The 15810-nt window shown below is 56.4% G+C and carries 13 protein-coding genes and 1 pseudogene; 3 read left to right on the plus strand and 11 right to left on the minus strand.

Translation table 11 applies throughout. From position 1 onward, the window contains the following. Positions 1 to 127: 127 nt before the first annotated feature. From purB to PSDT_RS02335, 10 genes and pseudogenes are all read right to left on the minus strand, one after another. Positions 128 to 1609, minus strand: coding sequence for an adenylosuccinate lyase (gene purB / locus PSDT_RS02290; RefSeq protein WP_006289818.1), 1482 nt, complete (start codon positions 1607 to 1609; stop codon positions 128 to 130). 29 nt (positions 1610 to 1638) lie between these two features. Next, the gene (locus tag PSDT_RS02295) at positions 1639 to 3123 is read right to left on the minus strand and encodes an alpha/beta fold hydrolase (RefSeq protein ID WP_006289819.1); all 1485 of its coding nucleotides are present in this window, start codon (positions 3121 to 3123) and stop codon (positions 1639 to 1641) included. Positions 3124 to 3492: 369 nt separating this feature from the next. Further along, positions 3493 to 3786 carry a hypothetical protein gene (locus PSDT_RS02300; RefSeq protein ID WP_039868123.1) on the minus strand — a complete coding sequence of 98 codons (294 nt, stop codon included), beginning with the start codon at positions 3784 to 3786 and terminating at the stop codon, positions 3493 to 3495. 168 nt (positions 3787 to 3954) lie between these two features. Beyond that, positions 3955 to 4644 carry a DUF6466 family protein gene (locus tag PSDT_RS02305; protein ID WP_006289820.1) on the minus strand — a complete coding sequence of 230 codons (690 nt, stop codon included), beginning with the start codon at positions 4642 to 4644 and terminating at the stop codon, positions 3955 to 3957. Beyond that, entirely contained in the window at positions 4641 to 5750 is a 1110-nt protein-coding gene (locus PSDT_RS02310) for a vWA domain-containing protein (RefSeq protein ID WP_006289821.1), read from the minus strand. Before PSDT_RS02310 ends, PSDT_RS02305 begins: the two co-directional genes overlap by 4 nt. Beyond that, positions 5747 to 6997, minus strand: a complete 1251-nt coding sequence (locus PSDT_RS02315; protein WP_006290597.1) for a vWA domain-containing protein — start codon at positions 6995 to 6997, stop codon at positions 5747 to 5749. Before PSDT_RS02315 ends, PSDT_RS02310 begins: the two co-directional genes overlap by 4 nt. Next, a complete protein-coding gene (locus PSDT_RS02320) occupies positions 6994 to 7518 on the minus strand; it encodes a hypothetical protein (protein WP_006289823.1) in 525 nt (174 codons plus the stop codon). Before PSDT_RS02320 ends, PSDT_RS02315 begins: the two co-directional genes overlap by 4 nt. Next, on the minus strand, positions 7515 to 8576 hold the full coding sequence (locus PSDT_RS02325) for a DUF58 domain-containing protein (RefSeq protein WP_006289824.1): 1062 nt from the start codon (positions 8574 to 8576) through the stop codon (positions 7515 to 7517). The genes PSDT_RS02320 and PSDT_RS02325 overlap by 4 nt, the downstream gene beginning before the upstream one ends. Before the next feature lie 257 nt (positions 8577 to 8833). Continuing rightward, positions 8834 to 9790 (minus strand): annotated as a pseudogene (locus tag PSDT_RS02330) (AAA family ATPase); the annotation flags it as partial. A gap of 158 nt (positions 9791 to 9948) precedes the next feature. Then, on the minus strand, positions 9949 to 10668 hold the full coding sequence (locus PSDT_RS02335; RefSeq protein ID WP_036696543.1) for a uracil-DNA glycosylase: 720 nt from the start codon (positions 10666 to 10668) through the stop codon (positions 9949 to 9951). A gap of 90 nt (positions 10669 to 10758) precedes the next feature. Between PSDT_RS02335 and PSDT_RS02340 the strand changes: the two genes are divergently transcribed. Further along, a complete protein-coding gene (locus tag PSDT_RS02340) occupies positions 10759 to 11391 on the plus strand; it encodes a LytR C-terminal domain-containing protein (protein WP_006289827.1) in 633 nt (210 codons plus the stop codon). Between the two features lie 335 nt (positions 11392 to 11726). Continuing rightward, a complete protein-coding gene (gene fucO, locus PSDT_RS02345) occupies positions 11727 to 12884 on the plus strand; it encodes a lactaldehyde reductase (RefSeq protein WP_006289828.1) in 1158 nt (385 codons plus the stop codon). 538 nt (positions 12885 to 13422) lie between these two features. Here the strand turns inward: fucO and PSDT_RS08240 are convergent. Continuing rightward, on the minus strand, positions 13423 to 13713 hold the full coding sequence (locus PSDT_RS08240) for a hypothetical protein (protein ID WP_144412447.1): 291 nt from the start codon (positions 13711 to 13713) through the stop codon (positions 13423 to 13425). A 24-nt stretch (positions 13714 to 13737) separates the two neighbouring features. Between PSDT_RS08240 and PSDT_RS02350 the strand changes: the two genes are divergently transcribed. Next, positions 13738 to 15702 carry an ATP-binding cassette domain-containing protein gene (locus PSDT_RS02350; RefSeq protein ID WP_231859830.1) on the plus strand — a complete coding sequence of 655 codons (1965 nt, stop codon included), beginning with the start codon at positions 13738 to 13740 and terminating at the stop codon, positions 15700 to 15702. Positions 15703 to 15810: the final 108 nt, after the last annotated feature.

The raw sequence follows: 15810 nt of genomic DNA on the forward strand, positions 1-15810 counted from the left end.
GCTTGTCCGTTAGGTAGTCGTTCGGCGGCCGCTGCTTGTTCGCTCGTTGTTCGGCTCCGTTGGCCTTCACCTTCGCCGACTTTTCGTCTCGGTCTTTCTTCGGCCACCTTTCTTTACCGGCCTTCCCTCATTGACCTGCCTTTGTCGATTGACTTTCCTTCCCGCGAACCTCTCTGAAGGCGACCAGGTCGGCCGCCAACCCCACATAGGTTCGGGGAGTCAGGGCCGCCAAGCGTTGTGAAGTCTCCGGGTCGAAGTTCAAGGTCGCAATGAAGGATTCGACGTCCGCCTGGTTGATCCTTTTCCCGCGCATGAGCTCTTTCACCCGTTCGTAGGGGTTACCCATCCCCTCGCGACCTTCCAATGCGGCGGCGCGCATGGCCGTCTGGATGGGTTCGCCCAAGACCTCCCAGTTGCTTTCGAGTTCGGCCTCCATGGTGCTTTCGTCGGGGTGGATGGAGTCCAGACCGCCGGTGAGATTGTAGAGGGCCAAAAGGTTGTATCCGAATGCGGTCCCGATGTTGCGTTGCGCGGTCGAATCCGTCAGATCCCGTTGCCAACGGGTCTCCACCAAAGTCGCGCTGAGGGAGTCGAAGAGGGCGCAGGAAAGTTCCAGATTGGCCTCGGCGTTCTCAAAGCGGATGGGGTTGACCTTATGCGGCATGGTGCTGGAACCGGTCGCCCCTTTGACGGGGACCTGCGCGAAGACGCCTCGGGAGATGTACATCCAGATGTCCACGGCGAGGTTGTGAAGGATGTGATTGATATGGCTCATGGTGGAGTAGAGCTCCGCCTGCCAATCGTGGGATTCGATCTGCGTGGTCAGGGGGTTCCACGTCAGGTGGAGACGGTCTTCCACGAAAGAGCGGCTGACGGAAATCCAATCCACCTGGGGGAGGGCGACGCTATGGGCGCCGAAGGTCCCGGTCGCTCCGTTGATCTTGCCCAAATATTCCTGGCCATCGACCTTCGCCAGCTGACGGTTGAGTCGGTAGACATAGACTGCCAGTTCCTTCCCCAAGGTGGTTGGGGTGGCCGGTTGCCCATGCGTCAGGCTCAACAGGGGAGTGGAGGCGAACTTCTGGGAAGCCGAGTCCAATTTGTCGAGCAGCTCCTGGATGCGGGGGTGCCAGACCTTCTCCACCGCTTGCTTGAGGCACAGGGCGTATGACAGGTTGTTGATGTCCTCGCTGGTGCAGGAGAAATGGACGAGAGGCTTCAGACGGGGAAGTTGGCTGCTTTCTCCGAGGGATTGCGCTGCGGCGTCGAGTCGACGGTCGATGTAGTATTCCACGGCTTTGACGTCATGATGGGTCACCGCTTCGATCTCGGCGAGCTCCTCTATGCCCTCAGCGCCGAAATCCTCTGGAATGGCATGCAAATAGGCGATTTCTTCGGCCGTCAAAGGACTGACGCCGGGAATCCGGGAATCCGCATCGGCGTCATGGGAGCCATTCGCCAAGTGGATCATCCACTCGACCTCCACGACCATCCGCTCCCGGTTGAGGGCGGCTTCGCTCAGATATTCGACGAGGGGGAGGGTCTGAGCCTGATAGCGGCCATCGAGGGGGCTCAAGGCCAGGCCAGGGGTGATTTCTGCAAGTTCCATACCTCTAGGTTACGGCATGCCTTGGAAGGTCAATGTCCCATCCGACCTTGGAAATAGTACTCTTTGTCCATGGCCCCACGAATCGTTTCCTTGAAATGCTCGTCATGCTTTTTCACCTCCTCGTTATGCAGGTTTTCCGCGTCTTTCCATGCCGTTCTTTGATAGTTCATGCCATGAGTCAGTTCTTTCCCCTTTCCTGCGCCCGGGACCGGCGTTCCTTCGCGGTTCCGTCCAGGGCCATCCATGCTTGATCCACGGACGGTGAGACGACGGGGCCCATGCTGATTCGCCCTCCCATCCAAGCTGGAAATCAACTCGTCGTCCACTTCTATGCTGGTGGACCAAGTGTGATTCGGCAAAGGATGTCCCGCGATGGGAGAACCGGCGGTGATGATGTGTTCCACCCGGAATTCCTGGACAGGATCCCCGGCTATGGTCGCGGCGATGATGCCGCCTTGCGAATGACCGACGATAACCACCGGGTCGGACGAGCCGATCCCCGCTTGGCGCATGGCCGCCGCCACATAACGGGCGCTGTCGGCGTTCCAACGTTTTCTTGCTTCGTCGCTCATCAATTCGACGTTTTGCGGCCATCCGAAGGGGGAGTCGGCTTTTCCATCGGTTCCAGGAAGAGTGACAAGCCATCGATGCCGCCCTGTTTCGTCCGTGAAGCGTTGAATCGCTATCGTCCCATACGAAGTTCCCATGGATCCGCTAGCCAGCCGCTCCTGGTTGGCCAGACAGTCGGAGATGTTCGACGGCTTGCGCAAGTCGCTTTGAGGGGTGACCTGGGTGACGGTGAGTTTATCCCCCTGGATGTAGTCATTCAAGGGCTGACTTATTCCTGAGATCAACCCTGCCGCTTTATTGACGTCTCCTCCTGCGGTCAGACTCGCGGCCAGGCCGGTCATGAATCCTTCATGGGTGGCCGCTTCGTCGGTAATGATGCGGGCTGGGGACCAAGGTTCGCCTTTCCTCAATGAGTGGTAGACGCAGGACAGACCGCCCATCAACCCGAAGCCGACTAAGGCGGCGGGAGGACTGAGGATGGTGGTCCCTGCGATGACCATGCGCATGAAGGCCCGGCTCGTCTCCTCAGCGTGGGAATAAAGGGTGTAGGCCCGCGTCATACGGTCCGCCAGGTTCGACATATGCGAAGCAAGGGTTTCCAAAAGGGTCGCGTTGGCATCGCAGGTAGAGACGATTTTGTCCAAAGGAAGGTTGGTATGCCGATTCGCCTCAGGGAACGACCGGGGAAACGGTAGGGATTGGGGCTGGGAGATGACAGGGTGGAAGCGAAGACCAGGCAGCAGGTTTGGATACAGGGGGCATCTAACCAGCATCGAGGTTCGACTTCCTACCAGAAAACGGGCCCGGGACCATTCTTGTGCCGATGATCGCAGCTTCTTAGCCGACTGGCGGAAAGAACTCACCAGGTCGATGACGAGTTGCAGATTCACGGAAACAGTGGATGAATCCCCGTAAATGGACGATTTCATATAAGCTTGGGGCATGATTTCTCCTTTCCTTCTGAGCCTTCATCCGGGGCTGCATGGGTGGTTCGAGAATCTCTCTTTGCTGGACTGGGGGCTGATCGGATCATTTGATTGGTTGGCTGGTCAGAGTGAAACTGGCCAGGTCAACTGACCATACGGCGGGTTCGCATCATTGCGTTTTGGACGGAGACGGTCTGCGAGGACAGAGAATGGATCTCCGACCGGTAGAATTCCCCTGAACTGCCTGTCCACTCGGCCGCATACGCCTTGCTGAGGCAATCGCTGAGGGAAGCGAGCAGCTTTTGATCGACTCGTGAACGATCCGATACGTGAAGTGCCAGTTCTTCCCCAGCACGTACGCAGACGCAGTCAATGGGACTGGATGCGTCAGGCGGAGTCGGGAGCCTTGGGGAGGTGCCGGATGGGATGGGGAGCCCCGGTAACCCGGGATGCGGGCTCGGCTTGCTGCTTCCTTGCGATTGCGGCTGTGCGCGTCCAGATTGCGCGGGAGGACTGGTCCCCGGACCTGGGAAGGGCGATTGCCCTGGCGATAGTAGATTGGGGGAAGGCCTGTCCGGCAAAGGTCGGTTCGGCGGCGATAAGGCTGGAGGCGCCGTGGGCGATGGCGAGGATGTCGGTGACCCTGACAGTGAGGGAAGTGAAGGTGTGTATGTCATGCATCGATGATGACACATCCATTGAGAAGAGGGAACCCTTTCGCACCAATGTGGTCGAATGTGAATAACACGCTTCATCATGGACTTGACAAAGGGGAGTCTTTATGCATAAAAAGGAACCGCTTGCAGGAGACAAGCGGGTCCTTTTCGTCCATCCTTTCCGGAGAAAAGCTCACCAAGGTTTCGATGCCGTCGAGGAATCGTTCTTTTTCTGCGGCTGATTGATTTTCTGCGGCTGGATGGAGTTCTTCCTTAGAAGCTTCTCCGCCTTTTCCCGGTTCTCCTTTTCCTGCTCTTGAGAGGAACCGCCTTGGGAAGAGCCTGGCTTCGACTGGTTGGAGCTTCTGCCTTGGGCCGTGGATTGGTTGCGGCTTTCGCTGGCGGTCTTTGTCGCCTCCCGAATCGCTTTGGTCAGGTTGCGGGATGTGCGGGCGTCCGCTGACACGGCCCCTCGCAGAGAGGGATGTTCCGCCCAAGCCCGGCCTTGCAGGTTGGAGAAGGAAGAATCAGTGGAGACTTGGCGCTTTTCCAATCGCGTGAGTTTGGAGACGTGTTGGTCCCCAACCGTCGTTGACTTCAGAATGGAGTTGAAGGAGGCGATGTTCTCCTGCAGATTCGCGTCAGCATGGTTATAGGAAGAAGTGAGAGAGATGTTGGCAGCTGCGACAAAGAGGGCAAGGAGGGAGAAGACCCCGAGGACTCCGATGACGATTCTGGTGGCCAAAGGCATACGGACCTGCGGCTTCCTCTCCCAGCGTCCATTCGGAGAGGAGGAGTGGTTGTGGGCGGCCTTTTTGATGTTTTCCACCGTGATGTTCGCCGCGGTGGGGGTGGAAGATGGTCTGTCGGATTTCTTGGTCATAGCAGCCTCCTTGATGTGACGATCCAGGCCCCGGCTTCCCAAGCGAAAATCAGGAAGAAGGCGATGACCAGGGGCCAAATCAGGGGGATCGGGTGTTTATATTTTCGGGTGACTGGTTGGATCCGGAATCTGCCGGATTTTTGCTTGATATCTGCTAAACTGATTTTTTTGGTCGTCCCCGTATGCATGTAGGTCCCGGAGATCTCATCGGCTATGGCTTTGAGATTCGCCTCGTTCAGGCTGGAGAGGCCATCTTGCTTGGTTGCTGGATCCTTCACCCATGAGTTGGTTTCGTTCTGGGAGGCCAGGTCTTTGACCGTCAGCCCCAGTTTCGTATTCGGGATTTTTCCGCCTTGCCGGGAGCCGACGCCAATCACTTCGCCGGTGGTCACGTATTTGCGTAAGACCGAGAAAGTGCTGCGGACCTGGCCGTTGGTCGTCTCCCCGTCTGAGATGTAATAGAGGATGATGGTGTCATGAGGATGGGCAGCCAGAGTGGACTTCATCGAAGTGATCAAGGTGTTCAAAGGGGTGTCCAGGCCGGATCCTTGGGAAATCGCCGTCGGCTCGGTGCGCAGGGTATCAGCCCATTGCGTGATGGCATGGGAGTCCGGGGTCAAAGGCAGATCGGCGTTGCTGGTGCTGTCGAAATGAATGGCGCTGAAGCTGGCGTCAGGGTAGAGGCGGACGATGTCTTTGACGGCCTTACTGGCAGCTTCCAGACGTGAGATGGTGTCAGGACTGGCGTAGTTCGCGTCGCGGACGGCCATGGAGCCGGTGGTATCGACCGCGATGAAGACATCGGTGGCGTTGACGGCTCGGGTCGTCACTTGGCTTCTCAGACTGGGCGTCATGACCGTGGCTGCGAGCAGGAGGCAAAGAAGGCTGCGTCGGATGATGGAACCGACCGTCGCGTCCGTGAACCGTGCTTGGGCGGATTCGGGTTTCCCGTCTTGCGCTTGATCGGATCGACTTCGCTCTTGACCTCGGACATCGCGGAAATCGCGGATGTAAGAGACGATTTCGAAAATAGCCAAACCGATCAGAACCAGCGCTATGAGGGAGGAGACCACCCACCCGAAGAGAGGATGAAGGATGAGATTCATCGGCGTAACCTCCTAGCGAGGGCAAGGTAAATGAACAAGATGAGCATCAGCAGGGCGACCCACAAACCTGGACTGTCGACCAAATCGGTTTGTTTGCTTGTCTGGGACAGGCCGGAATTGGTCTTCTCAATGGCCCTGACGACGGCGTTCAGGTCGGTCGTTTTATTCATATCGATGTAGACGCCGTCACCGTTGGAGACCAAACGGCGCATGGAGGTCGCCTCCACCGAACCGCTCTTGGATGCGGGACCGATATAGAGCCCGTCCACCGCTATGTCGGAGGAGCGAGTGAGGCGCATGGCTTCATCCAAGGAATAGACCCCTTTGCCGCTTTGGATGTTGTCGGTGGCCAGGATGATGGATCCGGCCCTGGCCGCTCGGGCGCGTGCGGCCGCCGACGCCTTCCCCGGGGTGCCGTTGGCGTTCACGGAGAATTGGGGAAGCTGCAAGGCGCAGGAAACCAGTCCGTCTCCGATCAAAGAGGAGGTGTTGGCTATGTTTTTCGTGCCTTCGAGCCAATCCTGGATTTTCTTGTATTCGGCGTCGGACATCTTGTTGAAATCGGCGGACGAGACCTTCTTGAGGATCCGGAAGGCGTTTTCCAACTGGCTTTTGACGACGGTGTAGTCATCGGTGAGGGGGAAGACCGTCTTGGATGTGGAATCGAAGATGCTCAATCCGATCCGTTCCCCCTGCAATTGATCGACCAAGGTGAGGTAGGCGGCGATGATTTGACGGTCATAAGCCAGGGTTGATCCCGAAACGTCAAGGCAAAGGACGATATCACGTTGGCTGCCTGTATTGGCTTCTTTATCGATGCGGGAGGGGCGGCCCATCAGGAAGGAGACAAGGATTCCCAAGACGATGAGGGCGATTCCGGCCCATCGGGTCAGGGTCTGATAGAGGTGAAAACGGGCGGAGGCCTTCTCCGGTTTGAGGTCATCGCTGACGGTCCAGCTGTAAGCGTCAATGCGGTTCTGCCGCTTGACCCGGCCTATGGCAGACTGAGTGTTGGAAGGGCTTCCGGTTTTTGTGGAAGTCGGCGTCTCCCCTTGGGTTTTTTCCTGAGCTTCCTCCTGAGCATCTTCTTGGGAATCTTCCTGAGCGCGAAGCCGTGTCATATCCGTCACAGGGCGATGAGGATATTTGTGGGCGGCCCAAAGTCTGACGAAGACGACCAGGAGGAGCAGGCCGATGGCGGAAAGAAAGGCCAAAAGCGGCCAGCGTAGAGAGAATCCGGTGCTCATTCGCCCCACCTTTCCACCAGAGAGGAGACCCATTTCGTCGCTTCCTCCACGGTCGCGCTGCGGGCGGAGGCATTCCAATCATCGCTGGCGAATTCCGGCGGGTAAAGGGCCTCGATCGTTTGTCGCAAAGAGTCGAAGTCCCCCTTATGCTTAGGGTCGACGGAGGTCTCCTGACGCATTTCCGCCAAGGTGTGCTTGGTCATATCCTTGCCGAGCTTCGCGGAGGCGAACTGACGGGCGAGAGTTGAAAGGCGTTGGTACGCCTGTTTTTCAGTCAGCAAACCACGATTGAAGTCTTTCTGAACGGAATTGATCCGGGTCTTCCACTCGGAGGTCGACCGCTTAGGGGCGCGCCGCTGGTCAGAGGAAGCGACTGGTTTGCGTTTCATTCCGCCAATGAGGATGACGGCCAGGGCGGAGATCGCGATCAAGGCGCATAACACCACGATCGCGATGAGTATACCAGGGGATTTTTGCCCAGCGGCCTGCTGGTTGAATTGCTGTGTAGCGGAGATGATCATAAGGATGAGGGCTCCTTCCGCCCCTGATTTCGGGGCCGGGTCTGCCTATGTCTTCTTTCCTCCTTCGCCTTTGGCGGGGCTGGCGTGGAGGGGAGAGAGGGGAGGGCGGAGGCGGCGAGAACATTCATGTTTCCAGCCCTGGTCAAAGCCGACGCTATATGGGTGATGAATTGGTCGAACATCGTCTGACTGGAACCGCCATGCAGAAGGGCCGCCCCCGCCTTCGCCAGACGTTGTTCCAAGAGCTTGGCCGTGAATTCCCTTCTCTCCTGGACCTCGGATTCCATCTGCGCAGTCCGCATGAAAGCGGGAATCCGCCGACTGGAGGTGGCGTCGATGACATGACGGAAGCGGGCTGAAGTCGAGAAGGGATTCAAAGTCTCGACGGTCGAAACGATAAGCGGATGCGTTTGCGAGAGGATGGCCAAGCTATCAATCGTCTTCTGCGTCCAAGCGGTGCTGGCCGTGGCGATGATGAGCAGAGAGTGACGGTCATGGATTCTTTTGGCATAGTCGAGCAGCGAAACCAAGTCACGGGATTTGGTCAGTTGACGGTTGGCGATTTGGTCGGTGAGGGCGTCGAAAGCCAGATACCCACCAGTCAGAGGGATACGCGTGATTTGGGCTGAATCACCGAGGACCACGGAAAGCTCATCGCCCCGCCGCAGGGAGAGGGTGGCGAACATACGCAAAGAGTTCAAAGCCACTTCCAGCTGAGTCTCGCCACTGTCGCAGGTGCCCAGCATCTCCGCCCCTGTGTCCAAGAGCATCCACACCCTACTGGTGACGTTCTGCTCTTTGTCGGCGATCATGGGTCTGCCGGCGCGGGCGCTGGCTTTCCAATCGATGGAACGGGCTTCATCCCCGGAACTATAGGGGCGTAAATCCAAGAATTCATAGCCGGTCCCCCGACGGATCGACCGATGTTCGCCCTCGAGCATTCCCAAAGCCCTCTTGACCGTCGGCAGGCTGAGTCGTCCACCGAGGGCTTCGATCTTGCGGCGAATCTGGTCTCCGGTGAGAGGCTCGTCTTGTCTCCGCTCTATTTGTATGACCATAGGTTGATGCTTTCTGATTCCTTGAATCCGTACTCGGGCCTTTGCGAGCATGGGGCCGTTTCCCTGCTAGGGCCGAATTCCTCATGCCCTTAATCCCCATATCCCAGTATTCCCATTCCCCGTATTCCAAATTCCAGAGTGCTCCAAATCCCAGAGGACCGGTGGGGATTTCCTGGTTGTATGGGCCGTCGATGCTTCCGGTATCCCGACTTGCTAGGCCGGAATACCGCAAGCATCGACTACCGTGCTGGAAGGCGTTAGGGAACGGGGACCGTCTCGATGATGGAATCGATGATCTGGTCGCTGGTGACTCCATCGGCCAAGGCTTCGAAAGTCATCAAAATGCGATGGCGGAGGACGTCATGCGCGTAGGCTTTCACATCTTCCGGAATGACGTAGTCCCGACCGGTCAGAAGAGCTTGGGCTTGGGCCACCCGCATGAGGGCGATGGAGGCTCGGGGGCTGGCACCGAGGCGGACGAGGGTCGCCAAGCCATTGATCGGCCGACTGCCTGCGCCGCGGCTGGTGGTGACTATATCGACGATATAGTCCTTGATGGCGTCCGAGACATGCACCTTGCGGGAGCACTGCCGCAGGTAGGCGATGTCAGACAGGGAGAGGGTGTTGTCAGGGTCGCTTTCCGCGCTGGGCACATCGCTCGTCTGGCCGGAGAGGAGGGTCAGCATGTCCACTTCTTGCTGGCTGCTGGGGTAAGTCATCACCGTTTTCATGGTGAAACGATCCATCTGCGCCTCAGGTAGAGTATAGGTTCCTTCTTCCTCGATGGGATTCTGCGTGGCGATGACCATGAAAGGGTCGGGCAGGGCGATGCGTTCCCCGCCGATGGTGGTGGCGCCTTCCGCCATCGCTTCCAGCATGGCTGACTGGGTTTTCGCGGAAGAGCGGTTGATTTCATCCAAAAGGACGATGTTGGCGTTGATGGGGCCTACCTGGGTGATCATCTTCTGGGAGCCGAAATCGAAGATCTGAGTGCCCATCAAATCCGCCGGCATCAGGTCGGGGGTGCACTGAATTCTCTTGAAGGTGCCCGATACACACGAAGCGAGGATTTTGGCGGCGGTCGTCTTGGCCAATCCTGGGACCGATTCGATGAGGATATGCCCGCCTGCCACCAGGGTGACAATCAGGGATTCCCGTAGTTGGTCTTGTCCGACAAGGCCTTGAGAGAAGCGTTTACGGATCCGGTTCGCCAATTCCTTGCTATGCGCTGCGGCCTCAGGGCTGAGAGGAGAGTTCTGGGAGTTCTGATTTTCAGAGTCCTCGTGAGGAGCCTGTTGAGAAGAGAATAAATCCATAAGGGCAATTTTATCGGCTTACATTGACTGGAAGCTGAGAATCTGCGGAAGAATGCCTAGGGAAGGCGCCAATCGATCGGACTGGTCCCCATCTCTTCCAAATAGGCGTTCGTCCTGGAGAAAGGCCGCGACCCAAAGAATCCCCTGCTGGCAGAGAGAGGACTGGGATGAGGGGATTTGATGATTTTCGCATTCGTCAGAAGGCTCTCGAGGGATTGGGCGTTCCGTCCCCAAAGGATGGCGACGAGAGGCAGGGGCCGGCCGCTTTCGTCATGACGCGAATTCAGAGCCTTGATCGCCTGTTCGGTGATTTTCTCCCAACCTTTGCCTTGATGACTGTTCGGCGCTCCGGCGCGTACGGTCAGGGACCTGTTCAGAAGCATGACCCCTTGAACGACCCAAGGTGTCAAGTCGCCGTTGGAGGGACGGGGAAGCCCCAGGTCATCCATCATCTCCTGATAGATGTTCCGCAGGCTGGCGGGAATGGGATCGACGTCAGGGGCGACGCAAAAACTCAGTCCCACTGGATGACCGGGCGTGGGATAGGGGTCTTGCCCCACGATGAGGACTTTCACTTGGTCAAGAGGGAGCTGGAAGGCGCGGAAGATATTGTTGCTCGAAGGCAGGGTGGGGTGGTGGGAAGCGTGTTCCGCGCGCAGAAAATCCCCCATGCGACGGATATCTCCCTCCACAGGTTCCAGGGCGGTGGCCCAGGAGGGGTCCATGATTTCTGACAGTGGTTTCCGAATTGGTTCCATGCCTTTCACTTTAGTCATTTTGCAAACATATTGTGCTATTTTCCGAGTCGGAAGCTGGTGGTGAGAGCCGGGGTCTACACTTCAGACTTGTAATATTGAGGAGGAACCATGGCATCCGACAATCGCGATAAGGCATCCATCGAGGATGAATTCACGCAAGCCGCTGGTACGCCCGGTGGAGCCCACAGAGGACGCAAGAGCCTGGGAGTGCGGCTGCGTCCCTATCTCATCGTGCTCGTCATAGCCATCTGTCTGGCCCTGCTCCTGTGGGCCTGGTTGTCCGGCGCCATAGGAGGCGCCCGTACCCCCTCCACCGCTAAATCCGCGACCACTTCCGTCACTCAATCGGCGAAGAAGTCCACGGATTCGCAAGCGACCCAAACGAAGGAAACGCCAGGGAGTAAGGCGTCCCCATCCACCGCCAAGTCATCCAGCCCCTCCTCGGATCAGAGCTCGTCCTCCAGCACAGCCGTTCGCAAGGATACGCAGATCATCGTCTACAATGGCGGGTTCACCGCTGGGCTGGCTGGCAAGAACAGGGACATCCTTACCCAGGCAGGCTTCACCAATGTCTCTGCGAACAATCCGAATGACCGCAGCACCCTCCCTGAGCGGGCGACCGTTTGGTACCGTGGCGAAGAGAATAAGGCGACGGCTGAGGAAGTCGCCAAGACCTTGGGAATCTCCAATGTCGAGGAGGCTACAGGGATCGCGGCTCCCGTCGTCGCAGTCGTGAAGTGAGCATAGTGGCCGTGGAATGAGCAGGGAACTGGGATGTGAGAGATGCCTCTCTTCCATTCTTCAATCCCCATCATTTGATTCCTTGTTGATTCTTATTCATCTGATTCCAAGCATCTGATGTCTTTCGTCCCGCTGGCTTTTCGCCACCGGGACTTTCTGATTTCCTCCCTACCTCCCCTCCTATGGATTGCCTTGGATCGCTTCATTGGCGTCTTGTCGCCATTGCGCCGTGAGCGACCCAAAAGGTTTCATCGATTTCGATGAGGATACTTAGAATGGCAGGGGATGGTCAAAGTGGCGACCGCCGCGCGTGATACCTATTTCAAGGAGGTTATATGGTTTATCGCATGATTTTCAACCAAGAAGCTTATTTTGGTCGTGGCGCGATCAAGAACATCCCCGAGGTGGCCAAGACCCATGGATTCCATAAGGCGTTCATCGTGTCCGACCCCACCCTCGCCGACTCTAGGGTGGGGACGGTCAAGAAGGTCACCGACGTCTTGGAAGAGGGAGGGATCAAGTTCGAGGTTTTCACGAACGTGAAGCCGAACCCTCCTGTGGAGTGTATCCAAGACGGGGCGTCTAAATTCAAGACCTCAGGGGCCGACTTCCTGATTGGCTTGGGAGGAGGCTCCCCTCAGGATACCTGCAAGGGAATCGGCATCATCGCCGCAAACCCTGAGTTCGCCGATGTCTTGTCTTTGGAAGGCGTCGCTGACACGAAGAATCCCTCGATCCCGATTTTCGGCGTCCCCACCACAGCCGGCACGGCTTCGGAGACGACCATCAACTATGTGGTGACGGATACCGCGAATAAGCGTAAATTCGTCGCTGTGGATCCGCATGATATCCCGGTGCGCGCTTTCGTCGATCCGGATTTGACCGACGGCATGCCTCGAGGACTGAAGGTGGCCACAGGCCTGGACGCTCTCACCCATGCCATCGAAGGCTTCGTCACTCCCGGGGCTTGGGCTTTGTCCGACGCCCTGTCGATGAAGACCATCGAAATGATCGCCGATAATTTGGAGAAATCCGTCGCAGGCGATAAGGAGGCGGGCGAGGGTATGGCCTATGCTTCCTATATCACCGGCATGGCTTATTCGAACGTCGGTCTTGGACTCGTTCATGGCATGGCCCATCCTTTGGGCGGCCGTTTAGACGTGGCGCATGGAGTGGCCAATGGTATCCTGCTGGCTACCGTGATGGAATACAATAAGGATTACACGGGGGAGAAGTATCGCGATATCGCTCGCGCCTTCCATGTTGAGGACGCTTATACCGGCGACTTGGATAAGGTTCGCGAAGAGGCCGTTCAGGCCGTTCGCAATTTGACCGTCAATCTTGGCAATCCTACCAAGATTTCCGAAGTCGGCGCTACGGAGGCGGATTTGAAACCCTTGGCTCATGACGCCTTCCGGGATGTTTGCACCCCGGGCAATCCACGCCAAGCGACGGAAGAGGATATCCTCGGTCTTTATACATCCTTGATGTAGAAAAGATCTTTTAATGTAGAAAAAATCTGATCGGGTGTGAAGACATGAAGACATAAAAATATGAAGCATTCTTCGTCTTCCGTCTGATTTGCGAACCGATGGATAAAATTCGCGGGAAGCTTTGATAAAAAAGGCTCTTCGGAATCCGGTCACCAGGTTTCGGAGGGCCTTACTATAAGTATCACTTTAGGTATTGTTATAAGTATTTATTAAGCATGAGATCTCCGCAATCTTCGATGATGATTCGGGAAGTCTCGAGACGGGGGCGAAGAGGGGCGCATAAGAGGCTGTATCCTGTTTTCCATGGTGATTGATACATTGAGAGCATGAGGATTATATGTCATTAATTATAAAACGAGCTTGATGCAGAGCTTGTGCTGAGTATGCGACGCTTGAAGGTGGAACGCGCAGCGGATTATGGTCATCTTTTGGGGGATGCATCCCTAGTCAGAGTCGTGCGGTAAGTCCTTTTTAAAATTGAGACCGTCCTTTGGAATCCTTCCATCAGCATTATGAATTTTGATTATAGATTGTGACATCAATATCTGGATTCCTTTGGCACTTCAGCCACCGTTCCGAATAAGCTCACGGTCTCCCGAACGATTGAATGATGAAAATCCGAAGCGATGAAACCAAATGGTGGGATGAGGCTGCAGTGAAAGACGATGAGACCATCACAACGATGAAAAACAAAAAGGGAATCGAGGATACCATGACGGACAAGGACGCTAAGAAAGATATGAAAGATACGAAGAATACGATGGTAAATAATCCGCCGGTTGACGATGAAAAGATTGGGATGGCTGCAGGCATCGGTTCCGGTGCTCATGACGGGATTCGTCCCAATGATGGCTTGGAAGATAACGTATTGGAGGATGACGGTTTGAAGAATCCGGAATCCGCGGATGAGAAAGACCCGGGCGATTCCTTTAGGCCGCCTTCTGCGACAATTGTCAGTCAGTTAAAGTCAATTGTCCGCAGCTGTGGGTGGAGCCTTTCTCAGAGTTGGCAGAACGCTCCTTTGGCCTTGGTCAGCATGGCCATCGTCTCCGTGGTCATTGGCGCTGTCCCAGGATTGGAAACATATGTCGTTGGCCGGCTGACGGGATCTCTGATAAGCCGTCAAGACGGGCGAGGCCTTTTCTGGGCTTTCATGACCGGTCTCCTGGTCGCTATGAGTCTGGGATCAAGCCTTTTTCTCCAGTCAGCCAACATGTTCTTACGGGATCGTCTGACCGGCGCTGGCTACCGTATGGTGAACAATGCCATCGCTGAGGTGAATCCAGCCCGTCTGACAGGGGAAAGGATCGCGGAACGCGCTCGGCAGGCTCGTGAGGCGATTTCGATGGGATCCGTTACGGCCCAACCCGGTGTCGTCGCCTCGCTGGCTTCAGCCATTGTTTCATGCGTTTCCTTGATGATCCCCATCTGGCATATCAGCCCGCTTTCGGCCATATTGGTGATTCTTTGCCTTTTTCCCATCGCTTTCGCCGCCATGGTGGAGGCGAAGGCGGAAGTGCGCATCTGGCCGTTGATCGTCAAAGGTAACCGAAGAGCGGAGTATTGCGAAAACCAAATCACTTTCGAACAACAGGCTCATGAACTCGCCCAGTTGCAGGGCAGGCAGTACGTCGCCGAGCTGGCGAATCGCAAGAGGAAGGATTCGATGGAGAAATATCTGCTTTTGGACCGGATTTTCTTTTTCGGAATCCTCGGGGCTTGCTTGGTTGAAGCTTTCCTGGTCGTGGGTACCCTGCTTTCCCTCATCGATTCGAAGGCCGGGGCAGCCGTCGTCTCCGGTGTTCTGATCGGCGTGATCACTGGCATGATCAGTATGTCCAATCTGGGGTACTATTTGGGGAGCATGGCCAAAGACTCCGTATCCATCGAGGCCTTTATCGATTTCTTGAAAATCGCGAATGAGCCTAGGCAAATGAAGGATATGGAAGAGGACACGGCCGAAGCTCCTTCCTACAGGCCAGGAAAGGAATGGGGCCTTTCCAACATGGTCCAAGTCAAGCCTCGACTCGACGATGACCGATTGAAGGGGCAAAGCCCTGATGGACTCCTTCCGGCTTTGCGGGTCTCCGGTTTGAAGGTGACTTATCCTGAGAAGGATCATCCGGCGGTGGAAGGTGTGAACATCGAAGCTCGCCTCGGTGAGACCATCGCCTTGGTGGGGCGCAATGGCGCCGGAAAGACGACGACTCTGCAGTCAATCTTAGGCGTCGTGCCGGCAGAATCAGGGAAAGTGCTTCTCGATGGGTTCGACATGACCTCCCACGATTTCTCTGACCGAATTCGGCATTTCGCCGTCATGCCTCAGGAATACAACAGGTTCGAATTCACCGTCCGGGACAACCTCCAGCTTGGGATGGAAGCGGGCAGCGTCGCGGACGACCGCATCTGGGATGCGCTCAGAGCCGTTGGAGAGGACAAAGTCATCCGCGCTCTACCTCAAGGATTGGATACACAGTTGGGGGCAGAATGGGGAGGAGTCGGCCTATCAGGTGGTGAATGGCAAAGGCTGGCGCTTGCCCGCATGCTTTTGAGACCGGCTCCGATCCGTATTCTTGACGAGCCGACGAGCAATGTGGACTCCCAGTCGGAAGAGGTCATTTATTCGACGCTGGCGCACGACTCACGCGCGCATGCGACCGTCTTGGTCTCTCATCGGGCTTGGACCTTGCAGAAGGTCGACCGGATTTATGTCTTCAAAGAAGGTCATGTGGTGGAAACGGGGACTTATCAGGAGCTGATCCGTCCGGGCACGTATTTCTCGCAGCTTTTCAATTACCAGTTGAAGGCCGGCGAGTAAGCAGGAGAGTGAAAGCCACGGCAGGCGAGTGAAAGGTGGATACCTGTATGGAGACCCGTATTGACTGCAGGTGGGTCTCCGTACAGGTACCATCATCTGATTCGGGAG

The organism is Parascardovia denticolens DSM 10105 = JCM 12538 (assembly GCF_001042675.1).
Classification (GTDB): Bacteria; Actinomycetota; Actinomycetes; order Actinomycetales; family Bifidobacteriaceae; genus Scardovia; species Scardovia denticolens.